Origin of the sequence: Psychrobacter immobilis (genome assembly GCF_904846175.1) — a bacterium.
Taxonomy (GTDB): Bacteria; Pseudomonadota; Gammaproteobacteria; order Pseudomonadales; family Moraxellaceae; genus Psychrobacter; species Psychrobacter immobilis_E.
Map to the genome: position 1 here is coordinate 377228 of NZ_CAJGZM010000004.1, position 26089 is coordinate 403316.

20 protein-coding genes and 3 tRNA genes are annotated in these 26089 nt (G+C 41.4%); 19 read left to right on the forward strand and 4 right to left on the reverse strand.

The genetic code is table 11. The features are described from left to right. Window positions 1-33: 33 nt before the first annotated feature. On the reverse strand, window positions 34-1473 hold the full coding sequence (locus JMW39_RS08175) for a WS/DGAT/MGAT family O-acyltransferase (RefSeq protein WP_201545588.1): 1440 nt from the start codon (window positions 1471-1473) through the stop codon (window positions 34-36). 276 nt (window positions 1474-1749) lie between these two features. Beyond that, the gene (locus JMW39_RS08180) at window positions 1750-2589 is read right to left on the reverse strand and encodes a thiazole synthase (protein ID WP_201545591.1); all 840 of its coding nucleotides are present in this window, start codon (window positions 2587-2589) and stop codon (window positions 1750-1752) included. A gap of 404 nt (window positions 2590-2993) precedes the next feature. Here JMW39_RS08180 and gspE point away from each other — a divergent pair, with 404 nt between their 5' ends. Continuing rightward, window positions 2994-4535, forward strand: coding sequence for a type II secretion system ATPase GspE (gene gspE, locus JMW39_RS08185; RefSeq protein ID WP_201545596.1), 1542 nt, complete (start codon window positions 2994-2996; stop codon window positions 4533-4535). Between the two features lie 95 nt (window positions 4536-4630). Here gspE and JMW39_RS08190 read toward each other — a convergent pair whose 3' ends face one another. Beyond that, window positions 4631-5125, reverse strand: a complete 495-nt coding sequence (locus tag JMW39_RS08190) for a RidA family protein (protein ID WP_149490519.1) — start codon at window positions 5123-5125, stop codon at window positions 4631-4633. Between the two features lie 74 nt (window positions 5126-5199). After that, window positions 5200-5934 carry a DUF4442 domain-containing protein gene (locus tag JMW39_RS08195; RefSeq protein ID WP_201545599.1) on the reverse strand — a complete coding sequence of 245 codons (735 nt, stop codon included), beginning with the start codon at window positions 5932-5934 and terminating at the stop codon, window positions 5200-5202. Between the two features lie 401 nt (window positions 5935-6335). On the opposite strand from JMW39_RS08195, the gene JMW39_RS08200 reads away from it, so the two are divergent. The 18 genes from JMW39_RS08200 to JMW39_RS08285 all read left to right on the forward strand — a co-directional run bounded on the left by JMW39_RS08200 (window position 6336) and on the right by JMW39_RS08285 (window position 25981). Continuing rightward, on the forward strand, window positions 6336-7811 hold the full coding sequence (locus tag JMW39_RS08200) for an McrB family protein (protein WP_201545615.1): 1476 nt from the start codon (window positions 6336-6338) through the stop codon (window positions 7809-7811). A 14-nt stretch (window positions 7812-7825) separates the two neighbouring features. Next, on the forward strand, window positions 7826-9424 hold the full coding sequence (locus JMW39_RS08205; protein WP_227679462.1) for an McrC family protein: 1599 nt from the start codon (window positions 7826-7828) through the stop codon (window positions 9422-9424). Between the two features lie 247 nt (window positions 9425-9671). After that, a tRNA-Pro gene (locus JMW39_RS08210) sits at window positions 9672-9748 on the forward strand. A gap of 93 nt (window positions 9749-9841) precedes the next feature. Beyond that, window positions 9842-9918 (forward strand) — tRNA-Arg (locus JMW39_RS08215). A gap of 39 nt (window positions 9919-9957) precedes the next feature. Continuing rightward, window positions 9958-10033 (forward strand) — tRNA-His (locus JMW39_RS08220). A gap of 448 nt (window positions 10034-10481) precedes the next feature. Then, window positions 10482-11417, forward strand: a complete 936-nt coding sequence (locus JMW39_RS08225; RefSeq protein WP_201545618.1) for a helix-turn-helix transcriptional regulator — start codon at window positions 10482-10484, stop codon at window positions 11415-11417. A gap of 289 nt (window positions 11418-11706) precedes the next feature. Then, window positions 11707-12825: a hypothetical protein gene (locus JMW39_RS08230; RefSeq protein WP_201545621.1), complete on the forward strand. Its 1119-nt coding sequence runs from the start codon at window positions 11707-11709 to the stop codon at window positions 12823-12825. A gap of 81 nt (window positions 12826-12906) precedes the next feature. Then, window positions 12907-14109 (forward strand): type II secretion system inner membrane protein GspF, encoded by a 1203-nt coding sequence (gspF, locus tag JMW39_RS08235; protein WP_201545635.1) that lies wholly within the window; start codon window positions 12907-12909, stop codon window positions 14107-14109. A gap of 430 nt (window positions 14110-14539) precedes the next feature. Next, the gene (gspG, locus tag JMW39_RS08240; RefSeq protein ID WP_320157916.1) at window positions 14540-15079 is read left to right on the forward strand and encodes a type II secretion system major pseudopilin GspG; all 540 of its coding nucleotides are present in this window, start codon (window positions 14540-14542) and stop codon (window positions 15077-15079) included. A gap of 263 nt (window positions 15080-15342) precedes the next feature. Then, entirely contained in the window at window positions 15343-15912 is a 570-nt protein-coding gene (locus tag JMW39_RS08245) for a protein-disulfide reductase DsbD domain-containing protein (RefSeq protein WP_201545655.1), read from the forward strand. Between the two features lie 63 nt (window positions 15913-15975). After that, on the forward strand, window positions 15976-18138 hold the full coding sequence (locus tag JMW39_RS08250) for a protein-disulfide reductase DsbD domain-containing protein (protein ID WP_201545658.1): 2163 nt from the start codon (window positions 15976-15978) through the stop codon (window positions 18136-18138). A 394-nt stretch (window positions 18139-18532) separates the two neighbouring features. Further along, entirely contained in the window at window positions 18533-19990 is a 1458-nt protein-coding gene (locus tag JMW39_RS08255) for a phospholipase A (protein WP_201545661.1), read from the forward strand. A gap of 27 nt (window positions 19991-20017) precedes the next feature. Next, window positions 20018-20821 (forward strand): ComF family protein, encoded by an 804-nt coding sequence (locus JMW39_RS08260; RefSeq protein WP_201545664.1) that lies wholly within the window; start codon window positions 20018-20020, stop codon window positions 20819-20821. 360 nt (window positions 20822-21181) lie between these two features. Beyond that, a complete protein-coding gene (locus tag JMW39_RS08265) occupies window positions 21182-21673 on the forward strand; it encodes a Tfp pilus assembly protein FimT/FimU (RefSeq protein WP_227679463.1) in 492 nt (163 codons plus the stop codon). Next, window positions 21670-22239 carry a type IV pilus modification protein PilV gene (locus tag JMW39_RS08270; protein ID WP_201545666.1) on the forward strand — a complete coding sequence of 190 codons (570 nt, stop codon included), beginning with the start codon at window positions 21670-21672 and terminating at the stop codon, window positions 22237-22239. The genes JMW39_RS08265 and JMW39_RS08270 overlap by 4 nt, the downstream gene beginning before the upstream one ends. Then, window positions 22239-23339, forward strand: a complete 1101-nt coding sequence (locus JMW39_RS08275; RefSeq protein ID WP_201545669.1) for a PilW family protein — start codon at window positions 22239-22241, stop codon at window positions 23337-23339. Before JMW39_RS08270 ends, JMW39_RS08275 begins: the two co-directional genes overlap by 1 nt. Window positions 23340-23388: 49 nt before the next feature. After that, window positions 23389-24240 carry a PilX N-terminal domain-containing pilus assembly protein gene (locus tag JMW39_RS08280; protein WP_201545672.1) on the forward strand — a complete coding sequence of 284 codons (852 nt, stop codon included), beginning with the start codon at window positions 23389-23391 and terminating at the stop codon, window positions 24238-24240. Window positions 24241-24316: 76 nt separating this feature from the next. Then, entirely contained in the window at window positions 24317-25981 is a 1665-nt protein-coding gene (locus JMW39_RS08285) for a hypothetical protein (RefSeq protein WP_201545675.1), read from the forward strand. Window positions 25982-26089: the final 108 nt, after the last annotated feature.

Sequence of the window (26089 nt, forward strand, 5' to 3'; positions counted from 1 at the left end):
AACGTTAATACTAAAAATAAAAAGCTGGTTCCGTTATGGAGCCAGCTTTTTTGTTTTGTTATTACCTTCATCGCCACTTCTATCTTCAACCGTAATGCCTTGGAATTCAAGCTCTTTACTGGTGCGCTCCAACAGCTGCAGCTCTTCTTCTATGAGGACGAGCATATCTTGTACATGCGGCAAAGCTTTACTACAAGCGGTAATCCCAAATTCAATCTTGTCCAAATAGCTAGCAAGAGTAATATTCATGGCTTGACCGTTGAATACAATGGATGCTGGGTATAAGGACTGCATACGCGCGCCATTCCAATAGAGCGGTTTTTCCGAACCAGGTACATTAGAGATAATCAGGTTAAAAGCTTGCTTCTTAGGAAACAGACCAGTTGCCAGATTGATGCCTTCCCATGCATAGGAGATGACGCTATAGTTAATAACTTGCGCTTGATTCATACGGCGGAAGCGGCGTTTGCCATTATTCATACTGCGATGAATGAGCTCAATTCGGCTGAGAGGATCGTCTAAATGCGTGCCTAAATTGGCCAGTACAAATGACAACTGGTTGCCCCCCACGCTATCATCTGTACGTAATGATATTGGCACAAAGGCAATCAAAGGCTTGCTCGGTAGGGCATCTATCGATAGTAAATAACGACGAAGGGCACCAGCACAAACCGCAAGTACCACATCATTTTTACTGATATTTAAACGCTCAGCGATATCGTTAAAGCGCTGTATCTCATAGGACTGCGCAGCTATGCGCCGTGATGCTGAAATGCGTTTATTGAGTACGCTCATCGGCGCCGCAAAGGTGCTGACATAACTGTCGTCACCATAATTTTTTAAACTATCGAGCAACTCTGTAAATACTGGCTTAATGGTGGACACTTGCTCTTTGATAATTCGCCGTGCTGAGCGCTCTTTAGGCAAAATTGCATCGACTTGGTTGCGATGACGTGCCATTAACGACCAAATTGGTAGTATGACCGGTTCGGTCGGCGATTGAGATAAGGATTTTTTGACGATGCGCATAGCCGCGATACCATCAACTAATGAATGGTGAATTTTAAAATATAAGGCAAACCGCTCAGGAGCACCTTCGCTTTCTGGTTCAATCCCTTCAATGACATGACATTCCCATAGGGGCATCGCCCGATCTAATAGACGGCCATGCTCTCTTGAAACGTACATCAAGAGCTCGCGTACACGGGCGGGCTTTGGTAGCGCCACATGATGCAAATGATGCTCAACATCAAAGTACTTGTCTTTTTTCCAAAATATCAAATGCTCAAGCACTTGGTTAAAAGGGAAGGTCGGCGGCACATCAGAGTGTTGCATCTGTTTGACTAACTGACAAACAAAACTGTTATCCGCATTTTCTGGCAATTCGAATAAGAAGAGACCCCCAACATGCATGGGTTGTTTACGCGACTCAAGAAGTAAGAACAACTGGTCGACTGCTGTGAGAAGTCGCATAATAAATCCTTTTATGACGATGAATGAAAAATGGCGATAAAATAAATAAGTATTCAGTTAAATAAGGATAAAGTGTAGAAAAACTAAACAATCTAGCGAAAAAAATATTAAAAATTTAAAAGTAGTTAGAAAGTTATCTTAATATAAAAAGCATGGTTCACGGAAATTTTATTATTTTATTATGTGATAAGCCATGCTTTTACAGGTTTTAGCTTAAGCGTATAAGCTTAAAAACCCGATCCGAAAAATTCAATCTGAAAAATATAAGCTAAAAAACTATTGAAAAAAGTATCCGGTTTGCGGCGAGCTGGCAGTCGCCATTTTACGCATCGGCATACGACCTGCTAAGAACGCTTGCCGACCTGCCCAAATGGCATGTTTCATGGCCTGCGCCATCAGCACGGGGTTTTGTGAATTGGCAATGGCTGAATTCATCAGCACACCATCACAGCCAAGCTCCATAGCAATCGCTGCATCAGAAGCGGTACCGACGCCAGCATCAACCAATACTGGTACATTGGCATTCTCGATAATAAGGCTGAGCGTATGGCGATTGAGCAAACCAAGGCCAGAGCCAATCAAGCTACCAAGAGGCATAATTGCCACGCAGCCCATGCTCTCTAATTCTTGAGCGACAATAGGGTCGTCAGAGGTATAAACCATGACTTCAAAGCCATCATCGATTAACACTTTCGCCGCTTTTAAGGTTTCCATCACATTTGGATAAAGAGTTTTTTCATCACCTAACACTTCCAGCTTAACCAGATTATGCCCGCCTAATAACTCGCGAGCAAGCTTACAAGTACGAATCGCGGTTTCGGCATCAAAGCAGCCTGCGGTATTGGGTAAGATGGTATATTTATCCGGTGAAATTACATCTAATAAATTCGGCTCATTACTATTTTGACCAATGTTGGTGCGGCGAATAGCAACGGTGACAATCTCAGCTTCTGAAGCGCCAATAGCTGCACCCGTTTCAGCCATATCTTTATACTTACCGGTACCGACCAATAATCGAGAAGAGAATGTACGGCTGCCGACCGTAAAAGTATCTTGTGCTAAAGTGTCTTGTGAAGATGACTGAGCGTTGGTAGTAGAATTTGCGGCTTGTGACATAAGGATAATCCTAATAGCGGGCGAACAAAGGTGACTAACAAGGTTATTACTGTGGGCAATAAGAATTTTTATCAAATAGTAGCAGAGGCAAAACGTAAATAGGCGTTATGGGGCTAAATGCCTGCGATGCTAAATGCTAATATTATAACTGCCTAAACAGCAAAGTCATAAATCACATCAAAGCCTTGCTACTTGCATAAAACAAAATGCTATTATAACAAACTCATGCGCGCTTACTGACAATCTTTACCCAGTTTAACGATTTGAGCAGGTAGCTTGAAAGAGTAAAGTCAGCAGTACTTTTTAGCATGTATTAGATTGTGTTTTCAAGGCTGTTTTCAAAGCCACTGTCAAAGTTATTTTATAAGTTCTTTTTTAAATCTGTCACTCACTAGGTCGTCTTTATGCTGCAGCTGCCGTACAGTTTTGCAAAACGTCATCAAATTTTGGCCATTCTTGCTATTGATCCCGAGTTGCCGCCGACACTGGTATTGACCAAAGCCACGCCACTATCGGCGATTAATGAAGCGGTACGTTTTTTACAGCAACAAGGCGTGCGCGGTGTACCCAATTACGAAAGTATCAGCACCGATGATTTCGAAAAACGCATGAATGCTGCCTATGCGGGTAATACGGGTGAGTCGCAGCATATTGCCGCAGGTCTTGAAGACCATCCTGACCTTGATAGTTTGGCAGATAGCGTTCCTGAAACTGAAGATTTGATGGACCAACAAGATGACGCGCCCATTATTCGTCTGATCAATGCGCTGCTGTCCGAAGCCATACGTCTAAATGCCTCGGATATTCATATTGAGACTTTTGAGAAACGCTTAGTGGTACGCTTTCGGGTTGATGGTGAGCTCAAAGAAATCATCACACCAAAACGCCAATTAGCGCCATTACTCGTCTCACGTATCAAGGTCATGGCGAAGCTTGATATCGCTGAAAAGCGCGTGCCACAAGACGGTCGTATTAGTCTAAGACTCGCAGGACGTGAGGTTGATGTGCGGGTATCGACACTGCCGTCAAGTTTCGGTGAGCGAGTAGTGATGCGATTGCTCGATAAACAAGCGGGTCGTCTGAATATGACTTATCTTGGACTTTCTGATAATGACTATACCGAGCTTAAGCGCTTGATCCATCGTCCGCATGGCATTATTTTGGTGACCGGACCGACGGGTTCGGGTAAAACTACCACCCTATATTCAGCATTGACTGACCTCAATGACCAAACCCGAAATATTTTAACTGCCGAAGATCCAATTGAGTTTCAACTCGATGGTATTGGGCAAACGCAAGTGAATAACAAGGTCGATATGACCTTTGCCAAAAGTTTACGCGCCATGTTGCGGCAAGATCCAGACGTGGTCATGGTTGGTGAAATTCGTGATTTAGAAACCGCCGAAATTGCCGTCCAAGCGTCTTTGACAGGACACTTGGTATTATCAACGCTGCATACCAATACCGCCATTGGGGCGGTCACGCGTTTGCAAGATATGGGCGTTGAGCCATTTTTATTATCGTCGTCGCTAATAGGTGTTGTCGCCCAGCGCTTGGTGCGTACTTTATGTACACATTGTCATGGTTGGCAGGCTGCTGATAACGAAGAGGCCAAATTGTTTGCGGAAATTGGTATAGGGTTAAATGCTGAAAATTTAACAGCACAGACGATTAATTTACCCAAACCCGTTGGCTGTGATAAATGTAATAATTCAGGCTTTAAAGGGCGGACGGCGATCTATGAAGTGGTGCCAGTTGACGATACGTTGCGCCGTATGATTCATAGCAATACGGCTGAGTACGAGTTAGAAGAATACGCCCGCCAGCAGACACCATCAATACGTGCTGATGGCTTACGCAAAGTCATAGAGGGTCGGACGACGTTAGAAGAGGTACTGCGGGTAACCAAAGAAAGCGCCATCACCGATGACACGATATTGGTATAAAATGCTTAGAGAAAGTATTTGTAAAACATTTAGAAAAATAACTGGCTGTAAAAGCCAGTTATTTGACTCTAGTATCTTAAATTTTCGAGTTGCTATCATTTTGCAGCGATACACTCAACTTCAACGCTTGCACCCGCTGCCAGTTCTGAGACGCCAAAAGCTGAGCGTACAGGGTAAGGCTTAGCCAACTCTGCTTTATAGACTTTATTAAAGTCATCAAAGTCATCCATGTCGGTCAGCATTGCCATACATTTTACGATGTCTGACTTTTGGTAGCCGTACTTTAATAAGGTTTCATTGATATTATCGAGGGCTTGTTTGGCTTCCGCTTTTACTCCGCCTTTGACCAGTTTGCCATCTTTAAAACCAATCTGACCAGACATATATAAAGTGTCGCCGACACGTACCGCTTCTGAAAATGGATAATTGCCGCCATCACCGAGAAATACTGGACTAGATTTGGTGATGGTTGCATTATTCTTCGCTGGCGCCGCATTAGCCGTAGCGGCAAAGCCCAAGCCTAATGAGCAGGCGCTAATCAGCAATGCTTTAGATAAGTTAGTAGTCAATTGATTGATATATGTAGACACGCTTGTCTCCCTATTATTATCATGGTTTTATAAAAATCCATTTTTTGACGTATGCTTGTTTTTGTTTTAAAGAATTAAAACGAATTGCTCTCAAGCTCTTTTGAAGACTGCTTACTGCTTTCTTCACTCTCAGACATCGCATTTTCAAGTTGTTCATTCTCTAGCTCTGCTTTAGTCGCTTTACCTTGACGGCGTGCTTCTAATTCAGACTTAGGTATCCAAGCCCACGTCATCTCAACGACGATTGGGTCACGGTCGCTATCAGACTCACGGTCATGAATCACGCAAGGAATGACCATCTCACCTTTTGGCGTGTTCAAAATATCCAAGCGCTGCTCATCCGACAATGACGCCACGGCAGCAATCTGACCTTTTTTAATTGGACGATAAAAATTTACCGAATAAGATTTAATCAATAATACGCGGTCAGACGGTAGGTTTAAACCCAAAATAAATCCTGTTGCCGTTTCGGCAAGTAAGGTGATGGCAACGGCATGGACAGAGCCAATATGGTTTTGCACCGCTTTAGTGTTATTTAAGCTGACCACCACTTGATTAGCGTCGACGTTCTCATAATAGATACCGGTTGTGGCCACGTACGGCACCACTTTACCAAAAGCTTTCGATAAAATGCTGGCGCGCGCTCCCGCCGGTAAATACTTAGTGACTGATAGCAGCTTGGTAAATTGGTTACTGATGGGTTTTAAGGTAGTATTTGGTTTTTCGACTGGCAATCTTGTGTTGTCAGCTACTTTGACTGCTCGTTTATTGGTCAGCTTGGTAGGGAGTTTTTTTAATAATCCTGACATACAACATTCCTCAATTTGGAGTGGTTTAATCATATTAATTAACGAAGCTGCTCCATTAGGCTAGCCAACTAGATTAATTAACCGATGGTTAGAAATGAGCGTTGAATGAGTAAGATAATAAGCTTTATCCTAGCAGCTATTTTAACGCTGGCGCATTTCTAACTTAGTAAATTTCTAACTATGGTACATTAAGCGCCGTATCGCTACTATTATTAACATGAACTGCTGCGCTTATAAAATATGACTAACGTAACGATACCTTAAATGCTCGCAATAAATATGAGCAATAACGTTGCACTATTCTATGGCGCTTAATGTAAAAATAGCTAAACTCTTACGTGGCTAAAGTGCTGAAGTATGGTTGCCGTGATTTTTTAATACTCGATAAGGCTGTGCCGGATATGTCTCCTCAAAAACCGACCAATATCATTTATACCGGCGTCGCTGGCACGGGTAAAACCTATCGCTTGCTACAAATCGCGCAGCAATATACCGACTATTTACCAAGGGTAAATGACAAGGATTTATTGGGACAACTGCTGCATGAACTAAGCTGGCGTGATGTCGTTTGTTTGATATTTTTAGATTTTAAATCTAAAAAACAGGATTTGGTTAAAGTGCCAGAAATTGTCAATCATGAGTTTTTTGTTAGCAAAGCGGCGCAAAATTCGCGTGATAAAAACTTAAGCAATACCGCTTGGTCTGTGCTACAAATGCATACGCCTGCTAGCTCACAAACGGTGAGTTATAAAAATAGAGCCAGCCAAGCCTATTTCGATAAAGATAATAGCGGCGCATGGTATCTGCTCCCCGAAGGCATGGATTTATTAAGCGAGTTAGCGCAGCAATTAGCGGAGTTTCAGCAGGCGCAGCACGAGAATAACAACCAAGACCAAAATTTCAGCCAGCAGCGCTTTAGTATGGTCAGCTTCCATCAAGCGTATGGTTATGAGGAGTTTGTTGAAGGTATTCGCCCTGTGATGGCGGCGTCCAGCCATACAACAAATAGTTCATCTCAAATGAGTTATGCCATTCAAGATGGTGCATTCTTAAAATTATGCCAGCGCGCTGCCCGCGATCCTGAGCAGCGTTATGCGATGTTAATTGATGAGATCAATCGGGCTAACGTCTCACGCGTCTTTGGCGAGCTACTAAGTTTGATTGAGTCAGACAAGCGTGCCGGTATGGCAAACGCGATGACGGTTAATTTTGCGTATTCAGGGCGGACTTTTAGCGTCCCTGCCAATGTTGATATTTATGCCACGATGAACACCCAAGACCACTCATTAGTGCCGCTTGATATGGCATTGCGTCGACGTTTTCGCTTTGTTGACTGTCCGCCGCAGCCGGAATTATTACCTATTATTTATCTCAATCAAGACTTAGAAGCTGATAATTCAGAAGCGAGTAATCCAGAAGTGCTTCATTCAAAAACAGCTAGTCCGACAGAAGCGATAGATTTAGCAAAACTCTTAACCGGTTTAAATAACCGCATTACCCAAACGCTAGGGGCAGAGGCGCAATTAGGTCATGCGTTTTTATGGTCAGTGCACAGTTTTGAGCAATTGCAAACCGCACTTATTGAACAAATCATTCCGCAATTGGCACAGGCGGCTAGTGGACAACTCACTATTTTGCAATATATTTTTCAAGATGAGCAGCAGCCGATGAGCGCACAGTTTATCCAAGATAGCCAAGCGCTCATCAATAGTGATGCAAATAACTCGGCTAGCCCCAATAGTTCAAATCCAATATTTGCAGACCAGCAGTCATTTCTCAGTCAGTCTATGAGTACGGGCAGTTATAAAATTAATGCAGATTTAATGAATAACAGCGCTGAATTTGCCAAGCCGTTAGTTTATCAGCGTTTATATTAACAAGGTATTAGCTTGTGATAAGTAGAGGATTACAGTCTGAGGGCAAAGCGATAGGCAGCACTATTAATAGTGCTAATATCACTAATAACGTCAATGCGACTGCACTTGATGCTAATATTATTACGGTGTTTGAACACCAGCGTTTGACGGCGCGTGATTTTGCGCACGTAACGGATTTTCATTGGTTAATGGCGCAAGAGTATGCCGTTTTTAGCATTAAACGCCAGCACGGACAGTGGCAGCTAAAGGTTAGCCATTATGTCGGTATTATTTTGCTGCCTAGCAGGATGACGCTTGAGATATTGCCCAAATTGATGGCAAAAACGTCTATCAAGCATAATCAGCTGCAGCCTCATGATTCAGCCAAATCCAGCGTTATCAATCAGACGCGCCAATGGGTGCAGGGTATGCTGGCAGATTTAACCAGTAGCAATCATTCTAAAAATAAGCTTCCCAATACAAAAAACCTAGGTCAATTTAGTACGCAATTAGCAGCGCTACCAATTAAAGTACTGCCATTATCAGATTGGTTGATAGCACAGTTTTTGCAGCGTTTGGCGCATTATCAACCGACCAAGCACTATCAGATGCAAATCCATAACCAAGCAGCGCTACAAGGCCGCTTGCTGATCAAAGAACAGCTGCGCCACAACAGTATGCAGCCGCATAAATTCGTTTGTGAAAGCAGTGTGATGAGCCAAGAGATGCTCAGTAATCGCTTGATTAAAAGCGCGCTTAGTTTACTTACTCCGCTATTTTCGGCATCGACATTACTGCCATCATTACAGTTATGGCAACAAGTAGCAGTGCTAAGTCGTTATGAGCTGCAGCGGCTCGAGCCGCTATATCAGCAAGCAAAACGGCAGTTAGCGCTGCAGCCTTTATCTCGGCAGCAATTACAAGCGGCTCAGCAGTTAGTAGATTTGGCTTATTGGCTATTGCAGCAATCTGCTGCTGATACTGGAAATGGAATTAATCCGCATGCATTAGCCAATCAAAACGTCTTTCAACCACGTTTATGTTTATTGATTGATATGAATCAAGCGTTTGAGCAATGGGCAAGCCAACGCATAGCGAAAATGTTTCAGCAGACCAATTCGGCTTATAAGCCCATGTTTCAAACGCAAAGTGTGTGGCTAAACGATGCAGAAGGGCAGGCGTGTCTATCTATTCGTCCTGATTTATTGATATATAAAGTAGCTGCTGACAATGATACTCAGCTAATTCCAAGTCAAGTTCAAAATCCGGAAGATGTAGCAGTTAGTGAGAGTGATAGCGCAAGTAATTATAACTCAGGTCATTATAGCCACGTGATTGATATGAAATGGAAGCACCTAGCGCACGCTGGGGCGATTAGCGCCAATGATGCCTATCAGTTGACCAGTTATGCGCAGGCTTATCATGCAGAGCAAGTGTGGCTGGTCTATCCGGTGCAGGATAATAGCAGGCAACCCGTCGAGCTTAGACAACAAGCTTATGATAAAGGTGATAGTACAGACTGTCTTAAAACCTCTAACATACAGTCAAATCCCGCTCGATTATGGCTCATTCCCTTTAATGTTATTAGCGGAAATATAAACGGCGGCTTGCTTCCAGATTTGAATGTAGTATAATGAGCGCTGTCGAAAACGACAGTATGTATTATGGTTAGTAAAAATCAATGTTGTACCAGCACTATTTGTAGTAAGATTTAAGGTTTTTAAAAGAATTTAACGATTCTTTGAAAATAATCAAAAATAGGTGTTGACACAACCGGCTTTACCCCTTAATATGTGCACCTCGATAGCAAGGAACATTAACAAGTTAGCGGTATTACCGATAACGAGTTAAGTAACAAACTATCGTGATAATAGAGAATTTCGGAGTGTGGCGCAGTTTGGTAGCGCATCTGGTTTGGGACCAGAGGGTCGTAGGTTCGAATCCTATCACTCCGACCATCTATTTAAAGAGCCTTACAGGCTTTTTTTTATGTATAATGGTTTAGTTTCTACTATGTTAAACTTGCCAAGATATATAAAAGTCCTCTAAGAGCGCCTGTAGCTCAGTTGGATAGAGCATCTCCCTTCTAAGGAGGTGGCCGCAGGTTCGAATCCTGCCAGGCGCACCATTTAGCCTGTCAATCTTGCCTTTCTTGGCAATAGTTATGGCGGTTGTAGCTCAGTTGGTAGAGCCCCGGGTTGTGATCTCGGTTGTCGTGGGTTCGAGTCCCATCAGTCGCCCCATATTTTATACTGCATTACCTTCCTCACTAAATTCAAAAATATTAAAATAACTCTGTTTGCCTTTATTGGCATTTTTTTGTGCCTGTCTGTTTAATACAAATCAAAATTATGAAATTATCATGCTGCTTTACTTGTTATAAGTTATCAACTTATGAGACATTTAATGACATAAGCATCTGCTAGCCTTTTTTCGCTTTTTTTCCTATGATAGATGTGCTCGCCAATTTTTTATTATTTGTTAACCATTGTTAAATTCAGCTGTCACATTAAATTATTTATTCAATATTTTTAGTTATTTCTTTGCTTCGACTTTATCAAAAATTCAAAGCCTATCAAATAAAATTAAAATTGTTACCGAATTACTTTAAAAGATTTTGCAGTGATAAGCGCTTTATTTCTATTTTTTAAAATTTACTATATTGATTACCGATTATTGAGGAAGTAATGGATGGACGCACTGAGCGTGTTGCTAGAAAATGTGCATTTATTCGAAACGAAATATTATCGTTTAAATGGCGTGGGTAATTGGTCTTACTCAATCACCAGACAAGATACGATTTTATTTTATTTGGTCATGTCTGGTGGTTTTTGTATCGATGTCGGCAACGGCCCACGAGAAACGCGAGCTGGTGACATGATTATGATTCCAAGCTCGCATCAGCATGTGAGTTATGCGCTAAATCATCATGGTGATGAGGCTCAGGCGTTGGATGAGTTACTGATAAACTGTAAAGAGCATACACTGGATGTAAAGGGTGACGGTGATTCTGAAGCGTCATTGATACTGATCGAGTGTAAGTACGACAAGGCCATGATTCGGCCTCTATTATCGATGCTGCCAGCAATATTGCCTGAAATTAACGATGACTCTGATGGTCGGTTTGAAGTCATTGATGTTGAGATTAGGCTACTAACACTGGAGGCCGAGCGCGAGCGTATGGGTAAGGCTGCGGTCATCAATCATTGGGCAAGTATCATGATGATTGAATGTCTGCGGGTGTATATTGAAAGTCTGCCTGAAGCGACCGATAATTGGCTAAAAGCCATGAAGGATCCGTTTTTAACCAAAGCGTTGGTAGCGATGCACGAATCGCCAGACCAAAGCTGGACGATTCATAAGCTTGCTGAGGTCGCAGGAATGTCACGCTCAAGCTTTGCGCAGCGTTTTAAAGAGGTGGTTGGTATACCGCCATTGACCTATTTACTGGATTATCGCTTACGCTTGGCCGCCCGTTATCTTCGTTTGCAGCAAAATAGCATTAGTCGTATCAGTGAATTGGTAGGTTACGCCTCAGATTCGACCTTTAGCCAAGCTTTTAAGCGTGTTTATGGTGTGTCGCCAAAAGCCTATCGCCAACAGTATCAGCAACAAACGCTCGCTTAATTAGCTATTAATTCCTGTACATCTTTAAAAAGCGCTCAGGCTATTTATTAAATATTTATGCTGTTTAACACACCCTTTGTCACTAATTTTGATGTCTAGTATTTCGATGATGGACAGCTGACAACGTACTAAGGTTCAGGTACTATAGAATAATGAATTGCCCAAGATAAATATGTTGATGCGATAACCTTTAGAGTGTTATATCTCAATCTCATGGTATGAGAGCAATGCGATAGTGATAGCTGATATGTCTTGGGCGATATTGATTTTTTGCAGCTGATGGTATTTTATGACTGAACCGACCGCTAAACCAACCGTAACCTTGAATAATACTAAAGGCGCTACTGCGTCTGTTATCCATAAAGACAGCGTTAATGAAAAAGGCGTTAATCAAAAAGACGTTAAAGTTAAGGCTCAGAATAACCAACGGGCGGTAAAAAATAAGCAAAAAGGTCAGATAACGGCTGCCTTTGATAAAGCAGCATTGTTGGCATTATTTACCTTACCAAATGTTGAGTCAAATTCTGAATTAAATGCCGAGCAATCACATCTAAATATTACGAATCAAATATCTGCTAATCAAATACCCGTCAACCAAACCCAGAATACTGCTACTAGCGATACCAATGTCGCTGTCCAACGTGTGGCACTTTATCGCGCTCAGCATGAGCGCACGCGCCAACTCTATATGGCGTCTACTGCGACTCGTCCTACTTATCTTGTGCAAACACTGAAAACACAGTTTGCAGAATATCAGCAATATTTACTAGCGCAGCAGCTTGATAAACGTGGTCTCATGGATACCGATGGGCTAGAGCGTTTATGGCAGCAGTTGCATGTGGTCGATGATATTATCGAAGATATTGTGCGTCATATGCCCGCGCAGCAGCCGGCCGGTTGGCTGCTAACGACGCAAGATGGACACAATCCACTGCGCTTTGCTACCGTTGGTAAACTCAAGCATGACAAGCCTATTTTAGATCAAGGCAGTTTGAACAGTTATGTCCTCGGCCATTTTGGGGTCAGTAGCTTTACTTATGACCGTGCTTATTATATTGGCCATGTCGTTGGCTATTTATTTAGCTGCTATTTTTGCGCCCATCTGTCTATCAGTTATGGTGTTACCGCGTTGGGTCAGCAGGTCGTGAGCGATTATGAATACGCCAGTCTTGAGACGCCACATATGGTGAGATTGCTGCAAGGCTTGGATGGTTATTGCAAAAAACGTATTTATCAATTGGCGGTTATTTGTGCAAGGTTGAGCGTATTTGCCAGTGACAAGCGTATCGAGAGAATGCTGATTGCTGAGGTCAATGATTTCGATAAAAAGCTACAACAACAGCATTTAGACGTTTTACTATTACAGGGTTTGATGCCTGATAGTAGTGATTCTACTCCGCTTTTCTAAGATGTTAACTCTAAATACACTTTCTCTATAAAACCTGATTTATAATCATTTTTAATTGACCACCTTAGGATATTCACTGCTATGCCCGCTTATCATTATAAAGCGTTAGACGACCATGGCAGTGTCCAAAAAGGCTTACTTGAAGGCGATTCTGCGCGGCAAGTGCGCCAGCAGCTGCGTGATAAACAATGGACGCCCGTTGAAGTCACCGCCGTCAATGACCGAAAAAGCCAAAATAAAAACCGCTATAAAAAACCCTCTGCTTATGAATTGGCATTGCTGACCCGTCAATTATCAGTATTGCTTGCCGCCGGTATTCCTTTAGAGGAAACGCTTGCCGCCGTCGCCAAACAATCGCCAAAAACTCACATTAAATCACTTATGCTTGCCGTACGCTCGCATGTGCTAGAAGGTTTGAGCTTGGCGCGCGCTCTGCAACAAGCGGCCAGTTTTCCACCGCTATATATTGCCACCATTGCGGCAGGCGAGAAGTCAGGTCACTTAGATTTAATCCTCAATCAGTTGGCTGATTACACCGAAAACCGTTTTGCCCTACAAAAGAAAATCCAAGGAGCGATGGTCTATCCGATTGTGCTGATGGTCATGGCAATTGGCGTCATCATGGGGCTGATGAGCTTTGTGGTGCCCAAAATTGTCAAAGTCTTTGAGCAGTCTGAACAGGCATTGCCGCTGATTACCCAAATTGTCCTGAGTTTATCAAACATCATTACCCAATGGTGGTGGCTGATGGTATTGGTATTGGCAGGGGTGGCTTTCTTATTTTATCGCTTTGCGCAAACCCAAGCGGGTAAATTATCCATAGACAGTATCGTTCTCAGATTACCAATATTGGCGCGCTTATCAAAAGGGCTTAATGCGGCACGTTTTGCCAGTACGCTTGCGATATTGGTGCGCTCAGGTGTGCCGCTGATTGAAGCGTTACATATAGGTGCGGCGGTGACGACCAATTTACATATTCAAAAAAGCATTATCACCGCAGCCGATAGGGTGACGGAAGGTTCAAGTTTATCCAGTCAATTAGAAAAATCCGCCTACTTTCCGCCAATGATGGTACAAATGATTAAAAGTGGTGAAAACTCAGGCGAGCTTGAAAATATGCTCAGCCGCGCGGCTAATATGCAAGAAGCGGAAGCGACCAACTTTATCAGTACTTTGCTGTCGTTACTTGAGCCGTTAATGCTAGTACTCATGGGCGTGGTAGTGATGATTATTGTGATGGCGGTGATGCTACCGATTGTTAATATGAATGATTTGGCAGGATAGTAAATGTCTAAACTTTCTTAAATTTACTTTATCTAAATTAAACCTCATTACCTCTATCTTGCTAAAAATTCCATTAACTTTCTTAAGCTTTGCTTACTGTTGTAGATTGTTGACAGCGGCGTGTTTTTACTAGAGCTAAACCAATTGGCACGCTATAGTAAGCATTAGTCAAAAGCCACGTCTAGATAGTCTATATTTATAAATATACTTCGTGCTTAGCAATATTAGCTGTCATCAAATTATCCGCTGCCTCTTTCAATAAATAAAAATCTCCATCAATAACAAGCTACCGTAGCGCTGGATAAAAATAAAAGCATGGTTTATAGTGATAAACGGTTTAGTGTTCATTAATCTATAGCCAACCGATGAAAGCGCTCTGAACACCACATTCATTATTTATATCACCTGATAAAAAGCGATGACAAAAGCGATGACTATAATTGATACCATTCAAGTAAATACCATGCCAAAAAACGCTAAGACTGGCAATAAATCTCAGGCAGAAAGTATTAGCGACAATAAGCCAGCTTCTACGAGAGCCAGTCAGCCATTGCGTAAAAGCCAGTCTGGATTTACTCTTATTGAAATTATGGTAGTGATTGTGATTTTGGCCATTCTTGCAGGTTTGGTGGTGCCGAAAGTGGTTGGACAAAGTGATAAAGCTCGCGTCAAAACCACTGAAACGGCGATTGCGACCGTATCTAATGCTCTTGATATGTATAAAGTTGATAATTCGCGTTATCCAACTACGGCGCAAGGTTTAGAAGCGCTAACCACACCGCCAGCAGAGGCCAAAAACTATCCTGATGGCGGTTATATCAAAGGTGGTTATCCGACCGATGGTTGGGAAAACGAATTGCAATATGTCGCGCCAGGTAGCGAAGGTCGACCTTATGACTTGTTTTCTTTGGGTGCAGATGGACAGCAGGGCGGTGAAGGACAAGACGCTGACCTTTATGCCCAGCTATAAGTTTGGCCTTAAAGTGGTTAGAGATGAGTAGTCTGTTATTTTCTAATAATGACACTTTATTGACTAAAGCGCCGTTTATAATTTCTAAATATCAACCAATAAGGCTTTATTGGTTGATATTTTTTATTAAAACATAAAATAAGTAGTGTCATATATAAACGCTCACCATATAAGTTCAAGTTTTTAGTAATTAATCATTGAAAGCAGTCTTTACCCGTACTTTAAAAACAGTCTTTAAAACCAGTCATCAAAGGTAGGTATTTATGTTCATAAAAACAGCCACGTCAATTATCAATAAACGCCTTGCTAAAAAGCCTCATATATTGTCAATTGCGCTTATGAGCACCTTATTGATGACAGGGTTGTCAATGATGTCAATGATGTCAATGAGCGCGCAAGCAGCAGGACTAGGTGAGTTGTTTAGTAACAATAATGTAGCGCAATCAAAGTTTTTGCCAGTCGATAAAGCCTTTCAAGTGGATAGTATTTCCAAAGCGACCTCTAAACGCACGCAGCTATCGATTACGTTTGATATCACGCCCGGCCATTACGTTTATAAAGATAAACTTACGTTAAGCTTTCCTAAGGGCATCAGTGCCACGCCATTTAGCTTTAGTCAGTCGCCAGTTGCTATTAATGACCCGACCTTTGGGAAAGTTCCGGTCTTTACCCAAAAAAATATAATCGCCACTACCACGTTGACCAGCAATAATGGCAAAGGCGCCAAAAATGTACCGGTTGTCATTGGCTGGCAAGGCTGTGCCAAAGCGGGTCTGTGTTATCCACCAGAGAAAATAAAAACCACGGTAAATATTGCTACGCTACGTAAATAAATAATCACGTAGACAGACAGCGAATGGGTTAATTTGAATTTTGGTAATAATAGGTAGCGTTTTATGTCCATTAAGACCGCAGAAAAATCTCCGTCATTAACGGAAAATAAATCTTCAAAAAAATCTTGTCTATTGGCATTTGCTTTAAGCGCTAGTTCACTGTTGACGGTATTAACCGCTACTGGATTAGTGGTTGCGCCAGTGGCATCGCAAGCGGCAGGATTGGGTGATTTATTTGGTAATAAAAGTACTGCCCAGCCGAAATTTTTGCCAGTTGACCAAGCTTTTCAGGTCAGCAGTAGTAGCAAACCTACCAATAATGGCACCCGTTTAGCGATTAACTTTGACATAACCCCTGAGCACTATGTTTACAAAGACCAAATTAAGCTGACGTTGCCTGCTGGCGTGACAGCCGCGCCTTTTACCTTTAGCCAAAAGCCAGTCTCAATCGACGATCCAACCTTTGGGCAAGTATTGGTTTTTGACCAAGCTAACATGATTGCTAGCACCGTTTTGAGCAGTAGTAACGGCAAAGCTATAGATAATGCTGCTGTGACGATTGGTTGGCAAGGTTGCGCCAAAGCGGGTCTGTGCTATCCACCGGAGAAAATAAAAACCACGGTCAATATCGCGGCCATGCCGCAACAATCGGCAGCGAATAGTGCCAGTATTTCCGCTGCGCAAAATAATCCTGCGAATGATAAACCTCTATCTGCAAATGCGGATGATTCTAATAATGTTGCCGCAGCGCAAGCCTTGCCAGACGATGAGGTGATTGATTATGCCTTGTTAGATGATGCGACTTTAGATGCAGAACTTGGTGCTAGCAATACCATCTCTGGCGCAGACGAAGAAGTTATAGGTGGTAATGTCACAAGTGGAGCAGCAAACAATGACGCTGTCATAAATAATGCTGCTGCAACAGACAGTAATACAGTGATTGGCAATAATGCGATTAATAGCGATCCTTTTGGCTTGGCTTCGCATCCGTGGTTGGCATTGGTATTATTGTTTTTGGCAGGGTTAGGCTTGGCATTGACGCCATGTGTATTACCGATGCTACCAATTGTCGCCAACATCGTTGCACGTGAGGAAAACCCAACCGTGAAACGCGGCATTATTCTCACCAGCAGTTATGCCATCGGTGTCGCGACGGCTTATGGTATTTTAGGTGCAGTTATAGCGGTGTTTGGTGAATCGTTAGGCATTATCGGTTGGCTGCAAAATCCGATTATCTTGATTAGTTTTGCTATTGTCTTTGTCCTATTGGCTTTATACATGCTAGGTTTGTTTAGCATTCGTCTGCCAAGATTTATTAGTAGTAAAATGCAAGGCTTAAGCCAAGCAGGGGATAGTAAGCTTGGTAGTACGGGCGGCAGTTTAATCGCTGGGTTTTTATCCGCGCTCGTAGTATCACCTTGTGTTTCTGCACCATTATTTGGCGCGCTGCTTGCAGTATCGACGATTGGTAGCCCGCTACTTGGGTTTGCCGCCTTATTTATGCTAGGTTTTGGTTTATCAGCGCCGCTTATCTTAATTGGTGCTACCCAAGGTAAAATCATGCCTAAAGCTGGCGAGTGGATGAACTGGGTTAAGCAAGGTTTTGCTTTGCTGCTTTTTGCCGTTGCGTTGTTATTAATTGAGCGCGTCTTTATTTCGCCTGTGATGCTGATGGTGTGGGCATTATGGTTTATGGTTGTGGCGATGTGGGCGTGGAGCTGGTTGGGTAAAGGTCGTATGCTGACCCAAGCGCTAGGATTGATTACTGGTATTTGGGCGACGTGTTTAATCGTCGGCGCTGCATTAGGCAATGATGATAGCTTACATCCGCTAGCGTCATTAAGCGTTACTCCGATGATGCAGACTACTACTGGTCAACCAGCGATAAGCAATAGCACAGATAAGACTGTTACTACGCTGACTGAGTTAGATGCCATTATCGCCGCCAACCCTAAAGTGCTGGTCGACGTCACTGCCGAATGGTGTATTGAGTGCAGGATTATGGATAAAAACTTATTTTATAATCGTCCAGCGCAGATGCAAGATTGGCAACTGGTCAGACTTGATATCACTGAAACGACAGCCGATTCAAAAGCAATCTTAGCGCGCTATAAATTATTTGGCCCACCAGCATTGCTGTATTATCAAGACGGTCAATTGGTCAATCAACAAGTGGGTGAAATTGGTCGCGCAGAGTTTGAGCAAACCTTAGCTGCATTGAATTAATCATTAAATTTAGATAAATTTCACGTCATTCCTACACACTAAAAAGCCAACGTCCTTTGATAATAGGGCGTTGGCTTTTTCAATTTTATTAAATATATTCTTTAATGTAGGCGCTAAATCCTTGGTTTAGCGTTATTTATTTCTATTTACTTTGCGATTTATATTGTTATTTACATTGGCATTAGACAGCGATAACGCTAGTATAGTGCCTATATTTTCATTACAATAAAGCAACATTGCTAAAGGAGCATTACTACGTGTAATCGCTACCTTTTACGACCAAATTTATGGCTATTGTCTCAGTTCTTATTCTATTTTAGCAATCACGCTAATGGTTATATTACTTATCTCATATACTCTGCTGACGATGATGTCAGTTAGATAAAGGACACTTATGTTTTCTCATATTACCTCACAGCGTCGCTCTTTAGCGCTTATTAAAGTATGCAAACCTAGCCATATTCAGCTACCTAAGCGCTATTTAACGATAGCCGTTGGTACGGCGCTTACTTGTTTTACGCTACAAGGACATGCGGCCAATGGTAATGAAGTTTATGAGGAGCTGCCAGTAGAAGACATTGCATTTGAATATGAGACCGATAAATCCTCAGAAAAGGTGAATAAGCGCGTCGTCAACCCAAATGCAGCGGCTCAAAGCGACAAAGTTATTAGTAAGGAATTTGTCGCCGAACAAGCAAGACTGTTTTATGAATGTACTCAAGTGCAAACCAGTGGTGCGCGGTTAGCCTGTTTCGATAAAGTGGCTGAGCAAGGTCAGACGCCGAGCTACACTGCCACTAAGCAACCGGTTGATTTGGCAAAAACCCTGCAAAGTACCTTTTCAGGTAATCCGCAATTGGTGCTTGTAGACGAAAATAACACTATCGCTACCAATGCTAATGCTAATGAAGCGATGAATGGCACCACGAATAGTGAACCAACAGATACAGACACTTTGGATACGGTTGGATTGACGCAGAGGGAAGCGGAAGTATTAGAAAATATCGGCGTTACACAAGCCGATATAGAAAAGTTTAGCCCGCTAAGCTTGGCTTATGATTTGGATAAAAATAGCGAGCGTGGTACGTGGACGGTTAGACCGTACCGTCCGACTTATGTATTGCCACTCTTTTATACCTTTGATCCCAATTTAGGTCCAAGCACGCCGTCACAAGAAGTGTATCCTCGCACCTCTAACGATACGCGCAATACCGAGCTAAAGTTCCAGTTGTCTTTAAAGACTAAAGTAATGGAAGATCTGTTCGATACCAGTGCTGATTTGTGGTTTGGTTATACTCAAGAGTCGCATTGGCAAGTCTATAACGAAGATAACTCGCGTCCATTTCGAGCGACCGACTATCAGCCAGAAATATTTTTGACCCAGCCAGTGGCGGCTGACTTACCTTTTGGTGGTCGTCTGCGCATGTTAGGAGCGGGTGCTATTCACCACTCTAACGGACAAGATGATCCTTTATCGCGCTCATGGAACCGTGCTTATCTGATGGCAGGGGCTGAGTGGGGTAAGCTTTCTGTCATACCACGCCTATGGGCTCGCATTAATAACGAAAGCTCTGATAGTGAAGATAATCCAGATATCGAAGACTACATGGGTTATGGTGATATTAAATTCTTATATGACCTACCAGCGCAACAGAGTCTGAGTGGCACTTTGCGTTATAATCCCGCCACCAATAAAGGTGCGGCGCAAATTGACTACACGTATCCATTAGCTAAAAATATTAATGGCTATATACAGCTATTTCAGGGTTATGGTGAATCTATTGTTGATTATAACCATGAAAATACCTCTATCGGTTTTGGTATCATTCTTAATGATTGGAAAGGTTTCTAATATAAGTGCGCCAATAGGCATCGTCGGATGCGCCATTTAGCGCCTTATCAAAGCGGACTATGGCTGGCAGAGTATGGAGACATACGCTGCCAGTTATGCCGTATTTATCGCAGTACGCCGCAATCACAATTCTTAAAAAATCATCCCTCAACAAGTCCGCTAAATAATTATTCATTCTTTACCAAACTGCGCCAACAAGTTAATAACCGTTTTAATAGCGGCTTGCTTTGCTCCGATTGTCATAACAGTATCGCGTGGCTACCCAAATCTTTCGAAGTTGATATTGCTGCGGGCACTAGTCTGTCTATTCAAGCAGCGACTTATTACGATTATCCAATACGGCAAGCGATCCGTGCTTTTAAGCATCACGAAGATATGACGAAGCTGCCGTTATTGCTGCATGTATTACGTCAATTACCACGTCCTCATGGCTGCCATCGCGATAATAGCGTCATTATTGCCATGCCGACAACCAATCAACGCCTTATTAAACGTGGCTTTGACCCCGTCAGTATTTTAGCCACGCAACTGTCTAAGCATTGGCACATTCCGTTTTGGCAAGGCGTAGAACGTATCGACAATACTGTTAGCCAGCAAGGACTGACGCGTGCGGAACGTTTAAGTAATTTAGACAATGCCTTTGCTTTAATCGAAAAACTTCCGGTTAAACGCTTAATATTATTTGATGATGTTGCAACCACAGGCGCTAGCCTACAAGCGTTAGGTCGTGCTCTAATTATGCAACATACAAGCTTAGCAATACCTAACTCTCAAAACTCTCATCAGTATTATCTCTCAGCTTATGCCTTAGCGCATGGTAGTCAGTCATAAAATCCGTTTTTATTAGAAAAGCTTTTCATATCAATTTATAATAACTATTATGTTGCTAATTTGTTGTCTTAACGTTATATTATTGACACATTTCCCCCATATATTTTAGAGCTTTAGCATCCAATGTGATTACCATAAATTCTAATTAACACCATAATAAGTAAAGTCAGAGATCTAACCAGTAAAAGTATTTCCGCTATATTAAAATGAGATCTATTGGAACGAAAATTGCATGTATATTAGTGAATATAGTTAAAATGTAAGAGACTGATAATAGGCTTTAGAAGAGCTAGGTACAATAATTATTATTCTGAACCAAGTATTAATTAAGAAAGTGGCAGCTAGATATAGGGATTTGATGTGAACGCATCTGCAAATACGGTAGTACAAAAATTACGAATGACCAGTTCAGGGTTTACGCTGATTGAGCTGATGGTAACGATTGCCGTGCTTGCAATTATTGTTAGTATTGCGGCACCTAATATTAGTAATCAATTAGCCAATCAGCGCGTAAAGTCGACAACTGCTACGTTAGAGAATGCATTAAAAGAAGCTAAGGCTGAGAGCATTATTCGCCGACAACCATTGACGTTGAGTTTCGATAATACTAAAAAAACGATCAAAATCGATTATATGGTTTCAGGCGCGGTAAAAAAAAATATAGCAAGTTATAAGTATGATACTAAAAGTACAATCAAACCAAATGCTACTAGTACTAAGTTCAGTCCGAATAAGATTGCGAATGCCACTATATATACTATCTGCGATAGCAATACTGCTGCCACTCCTTTAAAAGTAACGGTTAGCGCTATAGCAACTATTAGCGTTAAGTCGGAAGGAACATGTACATGAATATGCTTAATAAGCAAATTGGTCTTGGGCTGGTTGAGGTAATGGTCGCTTTACTATTACTAGCGGTGGCAGTTTTAGGCTTTAGTGCATTAAATATGGTATCTGTAAAAGCAACAGACGATAGCGTATTAATTGCTAATGCTAATACAGTGATGCGCGGCCTATCTGAAGACTTACGGCTAAATCCTAATAATATATTAGCTTATCAGCAGGGTATACAGAGTGCTTTAGGAAATGTATCTGATACAAAAGATTATTGCACTGCTGTCACAGACTATAAAACTAGTAGTGTGACGAAGAACTGTGATAGCGACTCATGCACTGCACAACAATTAGTAAAATATAATAGCTGGAGCGCTATGCAACAAGCTTGTAATAATGGCATTTTAGTTAACATGGTTACTTGTCCAGGCACTACAAATAAGCAACTACGCCAATGTATTATTGCTTCATGGAATGGCACAAAACCAATTTTTGCTGCTAATTCGCAAAGTAATAAAGCTTGTGCTGACACTTCTGGTATATACCATGCAGGTTCTGACTGTGTGATTATGGAGTCCTACTAATGCCACCTAATTGTACTCAAAAAGGTTTTTCTTTAATTGAGCTTATGATATCCCTTACATTAGGTCTTCTGATCTCGGCAGCAGTTATGCAGGTTTATCTCACAAGTATCAAAACCAGTAGCGTACAGTCTGGTGGTACAGATATATTAGAAGCGAGTATTTTTGGTATTCAAAATATTGAGAAAAGTATCAGGCTTAGTAATTTAGGTATGGCGGACTCCAATAACCCTTTCACTCCTTTAGCTGGTGTGGTTATGACCAGTGATACCAGTCTAGTTAGTGCCTCGCAAACAGATAAATCTAAAAACAATATGAATGGCATTAAAATGGGTGGAACCGCAACAAGCGTTGGTACAGATGACATTGATGTTAAATTTCTAACAAGAAGCGGAATAGAAGCAAGTAATATTACTGGTCTAAAAAGCTCACAATTGACTATTCAATATGAAGCACCGCAGGATATGTATGATTGCGAAGGTACTTTAGTTCGAGGTCCTATAGAAATAGAACGTGATGGTCGTTTAGAGCTTATACCGGGACAGGTTATCGTTCAAAGATATTTTTTAAGAGAAGTCGCTCAGAATGACAAATCTAATTATGAATCTAATATAAAAAGCTATGAGCTACGTTGTGATGCTGGGCGATATGTCAAAGAGATTTTAAATCCAGCAGAGCTTACTTTACAAAAAATTAATGATAGTACTATATTGCAAGAGAGTCGAAATATAAGAGATTTTGGCGATGTAGGAGAAGTAGTTATTCCGAGAGTAGATTATTTTGGTGTGCTGTTAGGGGTAGAAGTTGTAGACCCGCTAACTTCTTCCGTGAATCTGAGGTATTTTACTCCTGAGCAGTACATGAGCTATTTAAAGGGTTTAGCGACTGATTCTACTATAACCACGGATATTATATCCATAAAGCTATCTGCTCTAGTACGCGCCGATCGTCCATTAACGGGAGAGACAGGAGCTTCTAAATTCATCATATTTGGAGAGCCAAAGGCATTATCAACAGATACGTCTAAAGCCTTTATTCGTAGGGTATATGAGTCAAATATAATGTTAAGAAACTCGAGAGCAATCAAAGAGAGCTCTATATAAGCTATCTAATAAGTTAAGCGTATATGCTGACTGCAAGAGGATAAATGAGATGCGTAAAAAATCACAGGAAGGCGTTACTCTTATAGTCGTGCTACTTTTCTTAATGCTGATTACTTTGGTAGGTGTTATCGCAGTTAAAAGAAGTACAACAGACCTAAAAGTCGCTACTGCGGATCAAATAGACACGTTTCTATTAAACTCATCAGATAGTGGTAACAAGCGTATAGAGAAAATTTTTGATAATGACAAAGATCAAGATTATAAAGATGCGGTTATTAAAGGAAGTGGGATGTTTGGCTACTATCTTTCTGAAGCAGGGAGCGCAAATCGCAACGATCAGTATATTTTTTGCTATAACCCACGACAGAGTGATTTTGCCAAATTGAACCAAGCCAGTATTGTAAAGCCAAATGGAAGTACTGTATTGACGACAGGCAATGGCTACTGCGATATATCTAAGGCAGATAGCTATGCTAGCGCCCGCAGTAATGTTGTCACACAGATTAATATTACTCGTCCATCAAAAGCGGTAGTAGGACAAGGAAATTTTAAATCAGTAACACAAGGTTCTGGCATACAAGCAAATGAGCCTAGCAACGAGTCTGCTGTTTTTAATATTCATTCTACCTCGATCCTGCCCAGTCTATCGAACGCTAATAAACAAGCAATAAATGATTGTTTAAAAAAGCCTATTGCTCCTAATGATGGAACCACTAAGTCTCTAGACGAGTGCATGAAAGATGAGGGTATCCCTAGCAAGACATTAGTACAACAAGCCTATGTCAAAAATGTCGTTGAGAATACGGTCTGTTACGGCTTTGGTGTAGGGGACGGTAAAATAGCAGAAGGTTGCCAAGAATTAGTAGGGATTGATGTCAACGGCAACCCAAAACCCAAGTAATCGATATCGATAGCAACTGAGTCATACATCACTTATTTAGATTGTTTAACATCTGTTATTAAAAAGAGTATTTACTATGATTTTAAAAAATAATATCAGCCAACACTCAAAGTGCTCTAAAGTTAATCAGATTGTTAAGCCTCTGATGTTGCCGCTTTCTTGTGCTATCGCGCTTTCTATGATACCCATATCTGTCAATGCCGGTAGAAATAACTTGGGAGACCTTGAGATATACAAAGCAGCTGAGTCAGGTGGTGCGGTACTAACTCTAATGCTTGATACATCAGGGTCTATGGGTACCAGTACTAGATCAGATTATGGTGTAGATAGTATGTTTGAGGATTACGGCTTTAGCTGTGTCTGGAATATAACTAAAAATTGGAATGGTAGTCTTTCTTGGTCTTATAAAAATGCTAACGCTTTTAAAGTTCATGGATTAGCAGATAATAAAAGCGTTGTAATTGGTAGTACAAAGATTGATTATAGCTTAAAAAGTTGTAAAAAAGGCAGCTGGAGTGGCAGTACTTGGAACGAAAATAGTAGTAGTCAAAATTATTATGACCGTATCACCATGTTACAAGATGCTCTGATCCAATTGTTTTCACAAAAAGACAGTAACGGGAATTATACCTTATCAGAAAAGAATATGATTGGTTTAGGCAATTACTCTGTTGATAAAGATGGAGATGGGCAGGCTGATAGTAAAGCAGGTCGTATTATTGTGCCTGCTAAAAAGCTAGACGACGACCAACGTATTAAACTAATAAATGCTGTAAAGAGCCTAACCGTTTATAATGGTACACCTGCTGCTAATGCTTATGCGGAAGCAGGAGCATATATGATGGGTACGAGTACCACAACAACAGAAGAGATAACGGCTTATAAAGTATTGGGTAAGATTGTTTCTAGCGGCTCAAGATATGACTACAGATATACTATAGACAAATGCGATAATAACTCTTCTGAACTAACTAAATTAGGAAGTCTCAATATTTATGACTGTGCAGAAAGCCAATATCGCACCGTTAGACGGGAAACAAGTAGTGGTTATTATTCAAATTCGTTATCTTACTATGATGATACGGCAAAAACTTACGTATCGAGAGAAATTAATAAGTATGAGGATACTTCAAATACTCGTTATTATCTCAAAAAAATAGAGAAAGTTAAGGTGATCAAAGATACGGATCATAGTGGCTATACCGTATCAAATCAAGATACTAAAGATTCTAATAATGATTATCTAAACTATCAAGCACCTGTCTCTGAATCACAGTGTAGTGGCTATGGGGTTTATTTTTTAACAGATGGTGAGCCAAATGGTTCTTCTAGCACTATTGCTTCTAATTTAATGAATTTAAGCCTGACAGGTAATAGTAGCTCTTTAAGTATAAGCAGTAGCTGTTCTGGAGGTTTGGAAAATGGAAAAGGAGGTTCGGAGGGCGCATGGTCATGTATGGGTGATTACTCTCAAAAGTTACGAGATGTGACCAACCCTTCTAAGCGCTCAATTTTAACCGCTGCAGTTGGTTTTGGTAAGACATTTGATGGTATCAAGACCTCAGTAGATGGTAGCGGCAAAACGGTCTATCATTGTGATGAAAAAGACCCTAACTCATCTATTACACCTTCTACTGATGCAAAGAACTTATGTAAATTAGGCAGCGAAGCATATGGCGGCGGTGGTTTTTATTATACGACAGATGCTTCAAGTATTGCTGATATAGTCAGTTCTTTTTAAATAAGATACAATCGTTTTAAAACAAGCGAAATGGCAGAAGAACAAATGACCTATTCAGCAGATTTTCGAGCACAAGTGATTAGAAGTGTCAAAAACAAAGACATGAGT

What these genes read in the sequence shown, in the direction of transcription:
- JMW39_RS08175 (WP_201545588.1), bottom strand. Translation starts at nt 1,473, where the DNA reads ATGCGACTTCTCACAGCAGTCGACCAGTTGTTCTTACTTCTTGAGTCG.
- JMW39_RS08180 (WP_201545591.1), bottom strand. Translation starts at nt 2,589, where the DNA reads ATGTCACAAGCCGCAAATTCTACTACCAACGCTCAGTCATCTTCACAA.
- gspF (WP_201545635.1), top strand. Translation starts at nt 12,907, where the DNA reads ATGCCCGCTTATCATTATAAAGCGTTAGACGACCATGGCAGTGTCCAA.
- JMW39_RS08275 (WP_201545669.1), top strand. Translation starts at nt 22,239, where the DNA reads ATGCCACCTAATTGTACTCAAAAAGGTTTTTCTTTAATTGAGCTTATG.
- JMW39_RS08285 (WP_201545675.1), top strand. Translation starts at nt 24,317, where the DNA reads ATGATTTTAAAAAATAATATCAGCCAACACTCAAAGTGCTCTAAAGTT.
- JMW39_RS08200 (WP_201545615.1), top strand. Translation starts at nt 6,336, where the DNA reads ATGTCTCCTCAAAAACCGACCAATATCATTTATACCGGCGTCGCTGGC.
- JMW39_RS08230 (WP_201545621.1), top strand. Translation starts at nt 11,707, where the DNA reads ATGACTGAACCGACCGCTAAACCAACCGTAACCTTGAATAATACTAAA.
- JMW39_RS08260 (WP_201545664.1), top strand. Translation starts at nt 20,018, where the DNA reads ATGCGCCATTTAGCGCCTTATCAAAGCGGACTATGGCTGGCAGAGTAT.
- JMW39_RS08280 (WP_201545672.1), top strand. Translation starts at nt 23,389, where the DNA reads ATGCGTAAAAAATCACAGGAAGGCGTTACTCTTATAGTCGTGCTACTT.
- JMW39_RS08225 (WP_201545618.1), top strand. Translation starts at nt 10,482, where the DNA reads ATGGACGCACTGAGCGTGTTGCTAGAAAATGTGCATTTATTCGAAACG.
- JMW39_RS08250 (WP_201545658.1), top strand. Translation starts at nt 15,976, where the DNA reads ATGTCCATTAAGACCGCAGAAAAATCTCCGTCATTAACGGAAAATAAA.
- gspG (WP_320157916.1), top strand. Translation starts at nt 14,540, where the DNA reads ATGACTATAATTGATACCATTCAAGTAAATACCATGCCAAAAAACGCT.
- JMW39_RS08195 (WP_201545599.1), bottom strand. Translation starts at nt 5,934, where the DNA reads ATGTCAGGATTATTAAAAAAACTCCCTACCAAGCTGACCAATAAACGA.
- JMW39_RS08255 (WP_201545661.1), top strand. Translation starts at nt 18,533, where the DNA reads ATGTTTTCTCATATTACCTCACAGCGTCGCTCTTTAGCGCTTATTAAA.
- gspE (WP_201545596.1), top strand. Translation starts at nt 2,994, where the DNA reads ATGCTGCAGCTGCCGTACAGTTTTGCAAAACGTCATCAAATTTTGGCC.
- JMW39_RS08245 (WP_201545655.1), top strand. Translation starts at nt 15,343, where the DNA reads ATGTTCATAAAAACAGCCACGTCAATTATCAATAAACGCCTTGCTAAA.
- JMW39_RS08270 (WP_201545666.1), top strand. Translation starts at nt 21,670, where the DNA reads ATGAATATGCTTAATAAGCAAATTGGTCTTGGGCTGGTTGAGGTAATG.